11 protein-coding genes and 1 rRNA gene are annotated in these 13,903 nt (G+C 70.5%); 5 read left to right on the top strand and 7 right to left on the bottom strand.

The annotated features are described in order from the left end of the window. Positions 1-93: ribosomal RNA gene (rrf, locus tag ACGFNU_RS29595) — 5S ribosomal RNA — on the top strand; the annotation flags it as partial. Between the two features lie 42 nt (positions 94-135). Here rrf and ACGFNU_RS29590 read toward each other — a convergent pair. The 4 genes from ACGFNU_RS29590 to ACGFNU_RS29575 form a co-directional block, all read right to left on the bottom strand. Continuing rightward, a complete protein-coding gene (locus ACGFNU_RS29590; protein ID WP_392598799.1) occupies positions 136-417 on the bottom strand; it encodes a hypothetical protein in 282 nt (93 codons plus the stop codon). Positions 418-1,023: 606 nt separating this feature from the next. After that, complete coding sequence (locus ACGFNU_RS29585; RefSeq protein WP_392598797.1) at positions 1,024-2,742, bottom strand: potassium channel family protein; 1,719 nt, start codon at positions 2,740-2,742, stop codon at positions 1,024-1,026. Between the two features lie 75 nt (positions 2,743-2,817). After that, the gene (locus ACGFNU_RS29580; protein ID WP_392598795.1) at positions 2,818-3,720 is read right to left on the bottom strand and encodes a hypothetical protein; all 903 of its coding nucleotides are present in this window, start codon (positions 3,718-3,720) and stop codon (positions 2,818-2,820) included. A 100-nt stretch (positions 3,721-3,820) separates the two neighbouring features. Beyond that, positions 3,821-4,324, bottom strand: coding sequence for a DUF523 domain-containing protein (locus tag ACGFNU_RS29575; RefSeq protein WP_392598793.1), 504 nt, complete (start codon positions 4,322-4,324; stop codon positions 3,821-3,823). Between the two features lie 143 nt (positions 4,325-4,467). Here ACGFNU_RS29575 and ctaD point away from each other — a divergent pair, with 143 nt between their 5' ends. Together ctaD and ACGFNU_RS29565 are read left to right on the top strand one after the other, a co-directional pair. Further along, complete coding sequence (gene ctaD / locus ACGFNU_RS29570; RefSeq protein WP_392598791.1) at positions 4,468-6,135, top strand: cytochrome c oxidase subunit I; 1,668 nt, start codon at positions 4,468-4,470, stop codon at positions 6,133-6,135. Between the two features lie 214 nt (positions 6,136-6,349). Beyond that, complete coding sequence (locus ACGFNU_RS29565; RefSeq protein ID WP_392598789.1) at positions 6,350-7,513, top strand: PP2C family protein-serine/threonine phosphatase; 1,164 nt, start codon at positions 6,350-6,352, stop codon at positions 7,511-7,513. Here the strand turns inward: ACGFNU_RS29565 and ACGFNU_RS29560 are convergent. From ACGFNU_RS29560 to ACGFNU_RS29550, 3 genes are all read right to left on the bottom strand, one after another. Then, complete coding sequence (locus ACGFNU_RS29560; RefSeq protein ID WP_392598787.1) at positions 7,473-8,291, bottom strand: SDR family NAD(P)-dependent oxidoreductase; 819 nt, start codon at positions 8,289-8,291, stop codon at positions 7,473-7,475. The genes ACGFNU_RS29565 and ACGFNU_RS29560 overlap by 41 nt on opposite strands. A gap of 272 nt (positions 8,292-8,563) precedes the next feature. Further along, on the bottom strand, positions 8,564-9,559 hold the full coding sequence (locus ACGFNU_RS29555; protein WP_392598786.1) for a diiron oxygenase: 996 nt from the start codon (positions 9,557-9,559) through the stop codon (positions 8,564-8,566). An 87-nt stretch (positions 9,560-9,646) separates the two neighbouring features. After that, complete coding sequence (locus ACGFNU_RS29550) at positions 9,647-10,300, bottom strand: TetR/AcrR family transcriptional regulator (protein ID WP_392598784.1); 654 nt, start codon at positions 10,298-10,300, stop codon at positions 9,647-9,649. A gap of 258 nt (positions 10,301-10,558) precedes the next feature. Between ACGFNU_RS29550 and ACGFNU_RS29545 the strand changes: the two genes are divergently transcribed. Further along, positions 10,559-11,380, top strand: coding sequence for an ABC transporter ATP-binding protein (locus tag ACGFNU_RS29545; protein WP_392598782.1), 822 nt, complete (start codon positions 10,559-10,561; stop codon positions 11,378-11,380). Further along, positions 11,377-13,884, top strand: a complete 2,508-nt coding sequence (locus ACGFNU_RS29540; protein ID WP_392598780.1) for an ABC transporter permease — start codon at positions 11,377-11,379, stop codon at positions 13,882-13,884. Before ACGFNU_RS29545 ends, ACGFNU_RS29540 begins: the two co-directional genes overlap by 4 nt. Positions 13,885-13,903 lie beyond the last annotated feature (19 nt).

Below are 13,903 nucleotides of genomic sequence, written 5' to 3'. Positions count from 1 at the left end.
ACACCCGGTCCCATCCCGAACCCGGAAGTTAAGCCCCTCAGCGCCGATGGTACTGCACGGGAGACTGTGTGGGAGAGTAGGACACCGCCGGACACCTTTTGGTAGAAAGGCCCCGCCATTATGGCGGGGCCTTTCTCATTTTCGCGGGTTCTCGGGGGCAGCTTCGGGGTCGTACTCCAGGCGCTTGCGGATCCTCCAGAAGAACCGGCGAACCCGGCCCCAGGGCGGTGGCTCGACGCCGGTTCTGGCCCACTCGTGCCACCTGGTAAAGAGCTCGACCGTCATGCGGTCGTAGCGCGTCCGTGTGCCGATCTCCTTGGCCCAGTTGATCTTTTCGCCATCACCGAAGGCGCGAAGGATGTCCTCCGGCCACGGCTCCTCCGGACATTCTCTGGGGCGGAGTTTGATCAGTCTCATGGCGCTGCCCCTCCTGTGTCACTCAGCGTAGCTCCCGTGGTGATGAGCGTCATCGAAACGACGACTAAGACCAGGGCGACCCGCAATGCGAGGCGTCGCCGGGAGGTTTCGGGAGCGATTCTGTTCTCGTAGCCGGTCTTGACGAGAACGAGGTAGCGATTTGTTTCGGTGGCTTCTCTCGGGAGGTAACGGCGCAGCCGCAGGAGGTCCGACATGCGCCGACGCGGCCAGGGAAGAGGGCACAGAGAGCCATCACTGTGGCGGTCACCGCGACGATACGGCCTGCCGAGACAAGTAACCGCTCGTCGTGGCGGGTGAGTGTGACCAGCAGGCCGGCGAACGCCAGCCTGGCTGCCGCCTTGGTGTCGATGCGCTCGGAGTTCTTTTCCTGGGTGTCCAGTCCGCGCTGAGCTTCTTCGTGGACCACTGCCAGTGACGGGTCGTTCTTGTCCTTCGTGGCTCCAAGGCTGAGGCAGCAGAGTTGGCGGCACCAGGTCTCGCTCGATCTGTGGATGACTCGAAGGCAGGGTGCGCTCGATCCGTGGCGCGCCCCACACTCGGCTTCGGATTGGCGGTGGCCGGTCCGGTTGATCCGGTGGCTTGACCTTAGGAGAGGTCGGAGCGTTTGCTCTGGACGGCTGGGGCTGGGGTGGTGCGGGATTGTTGTAGGAGGCGAAGGAGTTCTGGATGCGGGCCTATGACGTAGGCGCCGTCGCCTGGTTGGAAGGTGGCGGGCCGGGTGGGGAACTGGAGGCCGTCGCGGTCCAGGGCCAGCACTTGGGCACGGTCGTGCACGTTCGCGCCGTCCAGTTCGCTGCCCTTGGTCACGGTGAAGCGACCGGCCATCAGGGGCTGGCCGCTGGCGGTGAAGGTGCCCAGAACGTCCAGGCCCAGGGCGGCGCCCACGAACCATGGCGCTGCCAGCTCCGCCGTCGAGCGCACGTAGGCGAAGCCGAACCGGTGGGAGATGGTCTGGGCCAGCGTGCGGTCGAAGACCCGGGGCACGACGGGGACCTCGTGCCAGCGTTCGCCCAGGACGTCCCGGAGCGCCAGGGCCGTCTCTATGTTGACCATGTCGTCGCTCGTCAGCACCGCCACCGCGGCGGCCCGGGAGATGCCCGCGGCGTGCAGGGTGGCGGGGACCGTGGCGTCGCCGAAGATGACCGGGACGTCGAGCGCGCGGGCCTGGTCGAGGAACGCGCTCTCGTCGTCGCGTTCGATCACGACGATCCGGCGGCCGCGGGCGTGCAGCGCGTTCATCGCCGCGACGCCGACCGTGCCGAGGCCCGCGATGACGACGTGACCGGACATGCGGGCGGCGCGGCGCCGGCCCGAGGAGCGTTCGAGGCGGCGGCTGATGAGCAGATCGGTCAGGTAGGCGAGGAGGACGGCGGTGTTGGTGACGCCCAGCATCATCAGCAGGGTGGCGTAGAGCCGCAGCCACGTCGGCTGGTTCGCGAACGAGAAGTCGCCGAAGCCGACCGTGGCGATGGTCTCGATGCTGAAGTAGAGGCCGTCCAGCGGGCTCATGCCCGGCTCGATGTATCCGTGCCAGAGCACGACGGTCGACAGGGCGACCAGGAGGCAGAGGGAGAACAGCGCTCGGCGCAGGCCGGGGCCCGCCTCGTCCGAGACCCAGCGGATGCGTTCCCGGAGGGAGCCGCGCCGGATCGGCTTGGCCTCCGCGGTGTCGGTGACGTCGACGTTGTGTGCGGTGAGCTCCTGGGGCCGGCCTACGAGGGTGATCTGGTCGCCCGGCTGGACCTCTTCGTCCGGGCCGGGGCAGGTCAGCACCTCGTCGCCTCTGGCGAGTGTCAGCGGGGTGACGTCATAGAGCTCGCCGAGCTTTCCCGGCCGGAGCGCCCGGGTTTCGGCGACGAGGAATTCCGTGCCGCCCAGGTCGAGTTCGTGCGTGGTGTCGCGCAGGCACGCCTCGGCGACGGACGGCGCGGACAGCGCCGCGACGTCGAGGACGGCTCCGGGGCCCGCGTCCTCGGCGAGCGCCCGGCCGACGGCGGCGTTGCGGATGTGCGTGACCACGCGCAGGTCCGAGCGGAGCTCCCGGGCCATCAGGGCGATCTCCAGGTTCCGCAGGTCGTCGCCCGCGACGCAGATCACCGCGAGCGCGCCCGCCACCCCCGCCTCGCGCAGGGTCGCGGCCGGGGTGGCCTTGCCGGTGATGTGGGGGACGTCCCAGCCGCTCTCGATGCCCTCGTCGTCCACGACGACGACGCGTTCACCGGCCTCGCGCAACTGCTCGACGATGCGCAGGCCCAGACCACGCAGGCCCCACACGATCACATGCCCGGACCAGTCCTCGTACATGCGCCGAAGGATACGGATTCGCCGCCGTCTACTCGTACGGATTCGGGGTCGCCAGGCTCATCTCGCCCAGCTTGATCACGTCCCGCTCCTCGTACTCGGCGGGGAGTTCGAGGTCCAGGGCGCGGAACAGCGCGCGGATCTCGTCGGGGGTGGGCTCCTCGCTGAGCGGCATGTCGCGGACGCGGTGCAGCGGGAGGCGGCGGGCCTGCTGAGGCTGACGTGCAGTTCCGACTCCCAGCAGTCGTACGTCGGCGTCCCGCAGTCGATGATGGTGGCGGGGAACTCCGGCCCGCGCTGGGTGATGATGAGGCAGCTCTCGGTCAGCTCGTAGCGGAGGAGGGAGAACGTGGAGGAGAGGCGGACGTCGATGTCGAGCAGCTCGTAGCGCTGCTGGTACCAGCAGGCCGCGAGGACGGTCGCGTACAGCTCGCGCCGGGTGCCGTCCATCGTCCAGGATCGTTCGGCGCTTTCGGAACTCGTCGCCAGGCGCTGGTGGAGCGCGACGAACCGCTGGCACAGCCCCTCGTCGGCGGGGTCCAGGATCTCCAGGCGGAACCTGAGCGAGCGGCGGGCGCGGCGGGACCGTTCGACGCACTCGGGCAGCGTGACGGCCCGGACGTACGTGCCGGTCGAGCCCTTGAAGAACCAGCGGGCCGCGTCCTTGCGCGCGTGCGCCAGCGCGTCGCTGCACTCGTCGCCGGTGACCTCGCGGACCACCGCGCGCCGCTCCAGCCGGCCGAGCCGCCGGTCGACGCGCTCGACCGACGCCAGCACGGCCGCGCCGCGCCCGTCGCCCCGCACCCGGTCGCGCAGCAGGACGATCGCGACGACGGCGAGGGTGGCGACGGTGGCATTGTCCACGATCTTGCTGGAGGCGACACCGAGCACATCGAGGCCGATGATCACGATCGCCAGGGCGAGCGCGACGAGGACGTCGATGTACCGGAAGAGCCACTCGAAAGCCCGTTTGATCCGCAACCGTAAGCCTCCGGGGGTGAGCCTTGCGTAGCCCTGATCTCACGGTCCGGAAGGCCCCGGGGCATGGCTTGACAGCCGGTCGCCGACCTTGGGACACGCCCTACGGGCGGGGCGATTCGAGCTCGCGCAGGTGGGCGGCCGCGGCCTCGATCTGCTCCTCGCTGAAGACGCGGATGCCCGCGCGTCGCAGCAGGGCGGTCGTGACGCCCTGGTCCGGGACGAACGTGCCGGTGAAGCGGCCGTCGTAGACACGGATCGTGCCGCAGGACGGGCTGCCCTCCTTGAGGATGGCGATCCGCGCGCCGGCGCGGCGGGCGGCGTCGAGCGCCAGGCGCGCGCCGCGGACGAACGGCTCGGTCACGTCGTCGCCGCCGTCGGTGCGCACCGTGGCGGTGCCGTCGAGAACCGCCGCGCCCCCGCCACCGCCGACGATCTCCGCGGGCGGGCGCGGGACGGGCAGCCCGCCGGACACCTCCGGGCAGAAGGGGACGAGGCGGCCCTCGGCCCGCCAGCGCTCGACGATCTCGTCGTCCACGCGCTTGGCGGCGCCGTCGTAGCGCACCGGCCGGCCCAGCAGGCAGGCGCTCACCAGGATCCTTTCCACATGTTCCAGCCTATGTCCGGCCTGGTGTGAGGCCGGATGTGGCGGCGGGGGCCGGAGTTCAGGAATGTGTCTTGCGTCTCACTGGGCGCTGGCGAATAGTTGAAGGACCCGTCCCGAAGGACCCGTCCCGCAGGGAGTCCGGCATGGTCCTGCTCGGCCGTCCGCTCCCGGAGGCGCCGCCGCGGCCGCGTCCCCGGGGCTCCGTCCTGGTGTCCTGGCTCACCACCACCGACCACAAGGTGATCGGCTACCTGTATCTGATCACGTCGTTCGTGTTCTTCCTGCTGGCCGGGCTGATGGCGATGGTCATCCGCGCCGAGCTGGGCGAGCCCGGCACGCAGCTGGTGAGCAACGAGCAGTTCAACCAGATGTTCACCATCCACGGCACGGTGATGCTGCTGCTGTTCGCGACGCCGCTCTTCGTGGGTTTCGCGAACGTGGTGATGCCGCTGCAGATCGGGTCGCCGGACGTGGCGTTCCCGCGGCTCAACATGCTCAGCTACTGGCTGTTCCTGCTGGGCGGGCTGATCGTTTTCGCCTCGTTCATCGCGCCGGGCGGCGCGGCCGCGTTCGGCTGGACCGCCTACTCGCCGTTGACGAGCGACATCCGGTCGCCGGGCGTCGGCGCGGATCTGTGGATCATGGGGCTGGCGCTGTCCGGCTTCGGCACGATCCTGGGCGGGGTCAACTTCATCACCACGATCATCGGCATGCGCGCGCCGGGCATGACGATGTTCCGGATGCCGATCTTCACCTGGAACATCATGCTGACCAGCCTGCTGGTGCTGATGGCGTTCCCGATCCTGGCGGCGGCGCTGCTGGTGCTGGAGTCGGACCGGCGGCTCGGCTCGCACGTCTTCGACCCGGCGGTCGGCGGCGCGCTCACCTGGCAGCACCTGTTCTGGTTCTTCGGCCATCCCGAGGTCTACATCATCGCGCTGCCGTTCTTCGGCATCATCACCGAGGTCATCCCGGTCTTCAGCCGCAAACCGCTGTTCGGCTACTTCGGGATGGTCGGCGCGACGATCCTCATCGCCGGCCTGTCGATGGCGGTCTGGGCGCACCACATGTTCACGACCGGGCAGGTGCTGCTGCCGTTCTTCTCGTTCATGACGTTCCTCATCGCGGTGCCCACGGGGGTGAAGTTCTTCAACTGGGTGGGGACGATGTGGCGAGGGAAACTCAGCTTCGAGTCGCCGATGCTGTTCGCGGTCGGCTTCCTCGTGACGTTCCTCTTCGGCGGCCTGACGGGGATCATCCTCGCCTCACCACCGCTGGACTTCCACCTGCAGGACTCCTACTTCGTGGTGGCCCACTTCCACTACGTGGTCTTCGGCACGGTCGTCTTCGCCATGTTCGCGGGCTTCTATTTCTGGTGGCCCAAGATGACCGGGAAGATGCTGAACGACACCCTGGGCAAGATCCACTTCTGGTTCCTGTTCATCGGTTTCCACACCACGTTCTTCGTTCAGCACATCCTCGGCGCGCAGGGCATGCCGCGGCGTTACGCCGACTACCCGTCGGAATTCGTCACCCTCAACAGGGTGTCCACGGCGGGCGCCTTCATCCTCGGGGTATCGACCCTGTTCTTCCTTTACAACGTGTACCGGACCGCACGGCATGGCACACGAGTCGAGGCCGACGATCCCTGGGGCTTCGGCAACTCCCTGGAATGGGCGACGTCCTGCCCGCCGCCCCGGCACAACTTCACGTCGATTCCCCGGATCCGCTCCGAGAGGCCGGCGTTCGACCTGCACTACCCGAGGCTTCCGGACGAGGAGGTCAAGCACATCTCCGGCGCCGAGGGGTAGCCGTCCGCCGCGAATGGGTACGCGGCGACCTAGAGTGGTCAGGTCGACACGTTCGCCACAAGTCGATCACTCTCCGCAATAGAGTCATCGCATGGCGGACGGGCCGCGGCCCCGCGGCGCGGCCCGTCCGAAGCCTCAAGAACCCATATCTTCCAGTATTCGTCTCCTTGAGTGGCCGGACGGATACAATCGGCCACTGTCCACTCTGGGGTACATGTCCTTGAGGACGGCCAAATCCATGCCCTGGCAGGAACACACGCCGCAGTCCGAATGCGGGAAGTCGGTACCCGCAGCGACGATTCTGCTGATCCTGCTGGGCGGCATCCTCGCGCTGGATCTCGCGCTGCCCAGCACGTACACGGCCATGCCACTGCTGGTGGCCGTGCCGCCGGTGGCCGTCCTGTCGCCGACCTGCCCGCGCTGCGCGGCCCTCGCCGGAGCGGCGGCGCTGCTGGTCGCGGTGCCGCTCGGGATCCAGCACGCCCCGGCGCGGCCGGTGATCGTGGCCACCAGCGTCGCCGGCATCCTGCTCTCGTCGTCGATGATGTGGATCGCGTGCCGCCGCCAGCAGCGCAGCGACTGCGCGCAGGCCGACCTGCGCGCGGTCCTCGCGGCCATGCAGCGCGCGGTGCTGCGGCCGGTGCCGCGGCGGCTCGGCCCGCTGGCCGCCGAGGGCCACTACCTCGCGGCCGCCGAGCAGGCGCAGGTGGGCGGCGACCTCTACGACGGGGTCGCCACGCCGTACGGGGTCCGGCTCATCGTCGGCGACGCGATGGGCAAGGGCCTGGGCGCGGTCGAGAAGGCCGCCGACGTGCTGGGGGCGTTCCGTGAGCTCGCGCACAACGAGACGTCGCTGACCGGGATGGCGTTACGGCTCGACGCGTACCTGGCGGCCCACGACCTCCGCGAGGAGTTCGTGACCGCGCTGCTCGTCGAGATCCGCCCGGACGGCGGCACCGCCGAGCTGGTGTCCTGCGGGCATCCGCCGCCGCTGTTGCTGTCCGGCGGCGGCGTCTCCTTCGTCGACGCCGTTCCCTCCGCGCCGCCGCTGGGCCTGGTCGGCCTGGGCGGCTGCCAGGCTGCCTCCGTGACCATTCCGCTCCGCCAGGGCGACCGGCTGCTGCTCTACACCGATGGAGTGACCGAGGCCAGGGACGACGACGGCCGTTTCTATCCGCTCGCCGACAGGGTGCGGAGGTTCTACGACGAGCGCCCCGGCGGCCTGATCGCCAAGCTGGTGGCCGATCTGCACGCCCATGCCGGCGGGCGGCTCCACGATGACGCGGCGCTGCTCCTCGTCCGGACCGGCCCGCCGCCGTCCGCCCGGAACGCCGAGGTCACGACTGACCGCGAATGCGGCCGACGGCGAACTCGATGACCCGCACGGCCGCTCCCGGGTTGAGCCGGACGCCGCGCCAGGCGGCGCGGCCGTGGGCCGGGGCCACGATGAGGGCCTGGTTCCTGCCGACGCCGCGCATGATGTCGCGGGCCAGCTTCTCGGCCGTGTAGAGGCGGGGCGAGGCCTTCTTGATGTCGTCCTTGGCGTCGCCGCTCAACGATGTCTCCGGCAGGTCCGGGTTGACGTTGGTGAGCAGCGGGGTGTCGACGAAGCTCGGGCAGACCACGCTGACCTTGACGCCGCGGCCGGCGGCCTCGGCGCGCAGCCCGAGGGACAGGCCCACGACGGCGTGCTTGGTGGCGGTGTAGGGGATGCCCAGCGGCATCGGCACGAGACCTGCGAGCGAGGCGGTGTTGACGATGTGGCCGGACCCCTGCTCCAGCATGATCGGGTACGCGGCGTGCACACCGTGGACCACGCCCTTGAGGTTGATGTCGATGGCGCGGTCCCAGTGGTCGAGGGTGAGCTCCTCGGCCGCGCCGCCGATGGAGATCCCGGCGTTGTTGAACACCAGGTCGAGCCGGCCGTGCTCGGCGTGCACGCCCTTGTAGAGGTCGGCGACGGCCTCGGCGTCGGTGACGTCGAGGGCGGCGGGGATCGCCCGGCCCCTGCCGAGGGTGCCCAGCCGGTCGGCGACCTTCTCCGCGCCGGCCGCGTTGAGGTCGGCGACGATCACGGTGTCGCCGCGGTTCACCAGCGACGTGGCGATCGCACGCCCGATGCCGGAGGCCCCTCCGGTCACGATCGCAATGCTCATGGATGTGGCTCCGCTCGATGTTCGGGGGTCCCGCCGCGGGGAGGATCCGGGCCGGGGCGAAGGGGGAGTGGCCCCGGCCCGGAGCAAGGGTGGGAGGATCCGGCCGGCCTTAATTGGATCAGGAGTTAATAGAGTGATTCTACTGGTCGGTAGGGACGCCGTATTGTCCGTGTGTGATGCTTTTCGTCGCGCGTCTTAGCAGTTCAGCGCGAAAGAACCCGCGCGATCAGCCCGTGCCGTCGGCCCGTGCCGGTCGTGGGTGACGGCCATGGCTAGGCGGCCTTCGCGGCGGCGCCGCGGACCCTGGGCGTGTCCCAGATGCCGAAGGCCTTCCACACCAGCCTGGTGCGCCGGTTGATCAGGCCGAGCTCGGCCATCAGGTCACGGATCTTGCCGACCGAGGCGCAGATCTCCGCCTGGGCCTCGGGGTTCTTGTACGCCTCGCGGACGACGTCCTTGGGGATGTCGAAGTGGCGGACCATCGGGCCGGGCGGGGAGAGCATGATCCGGGCCATCACGCCGAGGATGATCGGGGTGACCACGCCGAGGATCCGCCGCCGGACGGGGTTCATGCCCGGCACCCGGTGCTTGAGGTAGTGCCGGGCGAATGAGATGTGCCGGGCCTCCTCCGCGATGTGGATCCTCATGATGGTCTCTTCGAGCGGATGCTTGATGTGCCCGCCTTTGAGCGACTTGCGCTGCACGTAGTCGATCGGGTCCTCGCCGCCGAGCACGAACACGAAGAACAGCTCGGTGTTGACCAGCGGGATCCACGGCGCCACCTGGGCGACCAGGTTGAGGGCGCGCGGCATGCCCTTGATCGGCATCCCGGTGCGGTTGACGAACTCCTGGAACATCATCCCGTGATGACATTCCTCGGTCGTCTCGTGGTAGACGTACCGGAACTCCGGCCGGCCGTTCGGCAGCCGGTAGGCGTAGTTGAGCAGGCCGCGCTTGAGCAGGTTCTCGAACTGCAGGCCGATCTTCATGGCGGTGGCGACGCGCCACAGCCCGATCCGCGACTGGATCTCCGGCGGCTGCGACTTGTACCACTCGGTCTCGCCCAGCCGGTCGAACGGGGGGAGCACCCAGCGCGGGTCGTCCTGCCTCACCTGGAAGTCGGGGTCGTCCCACGGGATGTCGGCGTAGGCCTCCCAGTGCTTCTCCACCGAGGCCTTGTTGAGGCGGTCGATGACGCCGAGATAGGACTTCTTGTCCCTGACCTGCTCGCGCACTTCCTCGGCGAGCTCTGCGGGGGCTTTCGTCATGTCGGGGCTCCCTTGAGGTGATGCGTACGGCTGATTGGGGGGAGGGGCGAGGGCTGAGGGGTGAGGGTGACGGGACGGGACGGGCGGTCAGCCGGGCGCGGGGATGATCAGGCGGGCGACGCTCTTGACCTGGGCCAGCACGGCGGCCTGGTGGCCGTCGGTGTCGTCGTCCAGGGCGTTCTGTACCGACAGGCCGACGAACATCGCGATGATGCCGCGCAGCATGGTCCCCACCAGGTCCTCCGGCAGTGTCGTGCTCGGGAACAGCCGCTCGAACGTCTCCTGGACGACCTGCAGGACGCGCTCGTTGAGGTCGCGGCAGAGCGGCCGGAGCTCCTCGTCGGTGCGGGCGGCGACCGCCAGTTCCAGCAGGGCCTTGGCCGGGCGGCCGCGGAAGACCTCCCAGAGCAGGTCGAGCGCGCCCTCGACGTTGCGGCGCTCGGGCGGCAGGATCGCGAAGGCGGTCTCGTACGCCAGCCGCTGCGCCTCCAGCATGTGCTCGAGCGAGGCGGCGACCAGCTCCATCTTGGTGGGGTAATGATGCTGCTGGGCGCCCCGCGAGACCCCGGCCCGGCGGGCGACCTCGGTGGTGGACGTGCCGGCCCAGCCGAGATCGACCAGGCACTCCATGGTGGCCTCCAGCAGGCGCGCCCGGGTGCGCGACCGCCGTTCCTCCTGGGTCCGGCGGCTGCTGCTCTCGCTGTGCCTGCGCGAATGGCGCCGGCGGCTGCTCACTGACACGACTACGACGGTACGAGCGCACTTACAAGCAAGCAAGCCTGCTTGTATGTTGCGCGCATCACAATTGGACGCGGAGTCAATGACTCGTCCCTGCGCCCGGGGGCGTAGGGACATGGGCGACGCTGCTCCGTGGGGCGCAGCGGTGATGCCTCTCCTCACCCGACGACGCCCCGGGAACCCTGCGACGACGATCCCGTCATGGCAAAGGCAGCACTGGGAAGCGCAGCGACGGGAAACGCAGCCATGGGAAACGCAGCTATGGGAAACGCAGCGGAAGCAAGGCGCGCCGTGCGCGAGGCCGGCACGTCGACGGGCAGAACGACGGCCGCGGGCGGCACGACGGCGGCCGGCACGGCCGGGGCTCGCACGATCGACCTGACCAAGGTGTACGGGTCGGGTGACACGGCGGTGCGCGCGCTCGACGGGGTCAGCGTGGAGTTCCCGCGCGGCCGGTTCACCGCCATCATGGGGCCGTCCGGGGCCGGCAAGTCCACGCTCATGCACTGCGTCGCCGGGCTCGACGCCGCGACGTCCGGGCAGGTGTTCGTGGGGGACGACGAGCTCGGCGCGCTCTCGGACCGGCGGCTGACGAGGCTGCGGCGGGAGCGGATCGGGTTCGTGTTCCAGGCGTTCAACCTCATCCCGACGCTCACCGCGCGGGAGAACATCCTGCTTCCGATGACGCTCGCGGGCACCCGCCCGGACGAGGAGTGGCTCGGCTCGATCGTCCGGGTGCTGGGGCTCGGCGACCGGCTCGGGCACCGCCCGTCCGAGCTGTCGGGCGGTCAGCAGCAGCGGGTCGCGCTGGCGCGGGCGCTGGCCACCCGGCCGGAGATCATCTTCGCGGACGAGCCCACCGGCAACCTCGACTCCCGGTCGGGCGCCGAGGTGCTGGGGCTGCTGCGCGAGGCGGTGGACGACCTGCGGCAGACCGTCACCATGGTCACCCACGACCCGGTCGCGGCGGCGCACGCCGACGCGGTGATCTTCCTGGCGGACGGAAAGGTCGTCGACATCATGACCGGCCCGACCCCCGCCCGCGTCCTCGACCGCATGGGTGAACTCGGAGGCACGTCATGACCGGGCTCGTCGTCAAGGAGCTGTGGGGCCACCGGCGCCGGCTGGCCGGTTCGCTGGTCGCGGTGTTCCTCGGGGTGGCGTTCCTCACCGGGACGCTCGTCCTGGGAGACACGCTGGCCGGCAACATCGACCGGTTCTTCGCCAACGCGTACGCCGGCACCGACGTCACCGTCCGCAACGCGACCACCGTCACCGACATGCCGGGCCAGCTGCGCGGCGAGATCGACGGCTCGGCGGTCGACCGGGTCCGCGGCGTCGCGGGTGTCGCGGTGGCCGAGCCGGTCATGCAGGGTTCGGGCCAGCCGCTGACCGTGGACGGCAAGGTGATCGAATCCCAGGGCCCCCTTGTGGCGGGCAACTGGATCACCGATCCCAAGCTCAACCCGTATCGGATCGTCGAGGGGCGCGCGCCGCGCACCCCGGACGAGGTCGTGATCAACCGTGGCACCGCCGACAAGGGAAAGCTGAAGGTCGGCGACCGGACCGCGGTGCTCACCCCGCAGCGGGTGCCGGTGACCGTGGTCGGCATCAGCAAGTTCGGCGAGGACGACGGCTTCGGCGGCACGTCCTTCACCGCGTTCACGCTCGAAGGCATGCGCGAGCACGTGACCAAGGGCGCCGACAAGGTGACCGCCGTGACGATCCGCGCCGCGCCGGGCGTCTCGCAGGAGACGCTCGCCGAGCGCATCCGCCCCGTCCTGCCGCCGGGCGCCGAGGCCGTCACCGGTGACGAGCTGGCGGCGCAGGACCGCGACCGGGTCGGGCAGTTCCTCGGGATCTTCCGGACCGCCCTCGCGGCGTTCGGCGGCGTCGCGCTGCTGGTGGCCGCGTTCAGCATCCACAACACGTTCGCCATCACGGTCGCCCAGCGCACCCGCGAGTCGGCGCTGCTGCGCGCGGTCGGCGCCTCCCGCCGCCAGATCCTCACGCTGGTCGCCGCCGAGGCGCTGGCGATCGGCGCGATCGCGACGGCGGCCGGGCTGGCGGGCGGCCTCGGCTGCGCGGCGCTGCTGCAGTCGCTCTTCGCCGCCGTCGGCATGGGACCGCCCGCGAAGGGGCTGGTGATCGGCCTCGGCACGGTGCTGATCGCGGTGCCCGTCGGCCTGGCCGTCACGCTGCTGTCGGCGCTCGGACCGGCGCTGCGGGCCGCGAAGGTGCCGCCGCTGGCCGCGCTGCGCGAGGTCGCGGCCGAACGCCCGGGCCCGTCGGAGTCGCGGACCATCATCGGGGCGGTACTGGCCGCGGTCGCCGTGGGCGGCGTCGTCTGGGGCGCGCTCACCGGGTCGCTGGCGATGGCGGGCGCGGGCGCGGTGATGTGCCTGATCGTGATGGTCGTGCTCGGCCCCGTGGCCGCCCGGCCGGCCGCCTCGATCATCGGCGGTCCCGCGGCCCGCTGGCGCGGCGTGCCGGGCACGCTCGCCCGCGACAACGCGACGCGCAGCCCGCGCCGGACGGCCGGTGCGGCGACCGCGCTCATGGTCGGGGTCGGCGTCGTCACGCTGATGACGGTCTTCACCGGGTCGCTGCGCGCGTCGGTCGAGGACGGGGTGGCCGGGTCGTTCCACGGCGCGCTCGTGGTCAACGCCGGCTCGAACGACCAGGGCGGCTTCAGCTCGAAGGTGTCCGACGAGGTCGCCAAGCTGCCGCAGGTGGCGAACGCGGCGGGGCTCGGCCAGGGCGCCGTCCGCGTCGGCACCGACAACGCCGATGTCCGGATCGCGGACCCGGCGCGGCTCGGCAAGGTGCTGGCGCTGGACGTGGCGGCCGGAAGCCTCGCGACCGCCGACACCTTCGCGGTGTCGAAGGACGCGGCCGACGACCACAAGTGGACGATCGGCTCCACGGTCCCGGTGACGTTCGCGGACGGCTCAAGGCAGCCGTTCACGGTGGGTGCGATCTACCGGAACGACGACGTCGCGGGCGACTACGTGCTGCCGCGCACGGCGTGGAGCGCGCACAACCGCCAGCCGCTCGACCGGGCCACGTTCGTCGAGCTCAAGCCCGGGGTCTCGGCGGCCGACGCCCAGCGGGCGATCGAGGCGGTCGTCAAGCCGTACGGCGCGCCCAAGGTGCAGGACCGGGACGCCTACGTCGACAGCCAGACCGAGCAGATGGACGCCTTCCTCAGCATCGTCTACGCGATGCTGGCCCTGGCGATCATCATCGCGCTGCTGGGCATCGCCAACACGCTGGCGCTGTCGGTCCACGAACGGACTCGCGAGCTCGGCCTGCTGCGCGCGGTCGGCGCCACCCGGTCCCAGGTGCGCTCGATGGTGCGCTGGGAGTCGGTGATCGTCGCCCTCTTCGGCACGGCCGGCGGCATCGGCCTCGGGGTCCTCCTCGGCTGGGCGCTGACCCGGGCGCTGGGCGACCCGTTCACCGCCCAGCTCGTGCCCATGACGATCATCGCCGTTGTGTGCGCCCTCGCCGGCGCTCTGGCGGCCGTCCGCCCGGCCCGCCGCGCCTCCCGGCTGGCCGCCCTCACCGCCATCGCCGGTCCGTGAGGACGGCTCCGCGCGACCT

The sequence above is a fragment of the Spirillospora sp. NPDC048911 genome, from assembly GCF_043198015.1.
Lineage (GTDB): Bacteria > Actinomycetota > Actinomycetes > Streptosporangiales > Streptosporangiaceae > Spirillospora.
This window is presented reverse-complemented; position numbering and strand designations above follow the sequence as displayed.

Bases quoted from the DNA above. Each gene is read 5' to 3' on its own strand.
- ACGFNU_RS29590 (WP_392598799.1), bottom strand. From the start codon at position 417: ATGAGACTGATCAAACTCCGCCCCAGAGAATGTCCGGAGGAGCCGTGG.
- ACGFNU_RS29585 (WP_392598797.1), bottom strand. From the start codon at position 2,742: ATGTACGAGGACTGGTCCGGGCATGTGATCGTGTGGGGCCTGCGTGGT.
- ctaD (WP_392598791.1), top strand. From the start codon at position 4,468: ATGGTCCTGCTCGGCCGTCCGCTCCCGGAGGCGCCGCCGCGGCCGCGT.
- ACGFNU_RS29565 (WP_392598789.1), top strand. From the start codon at position 6,350: ATGTCCTTGAGGACGGCCAAATCCATGCCCTGGCAGGAACACACGCCG.
- ACGFNU_RS29560 (WP_392598787.1), bottom strand. From the start codon at position 8,291: ATGAGCATTGCGATCGTGACCGGAGGGGCCTCCGGCATCGGGCGTGCG.
- ACGFNU_RS29555 (WP_392598786.1), bottom strand. From the start codon at position 9,559: ATGACGAAAGCCCCCGCAGAGCTCGCCGAGGAAGTGCGCGAGCAGGTC.
- ACGFNU_RS29545 (WP_392598782.1), top strand. From the start codon at position 10,559: ATGGGAAACGCAGCGGAAGCAAGGCGCGCCGTGCGCGAGGCCGGCACG.
- ACGFNU_RS29540 (WP_392598780.1), top strand. From the start codon at position 11,377: ATGACCGGGCTCGTCGTCAAGGAGCTGTGGGGCCACCGGCGCCGGCTG.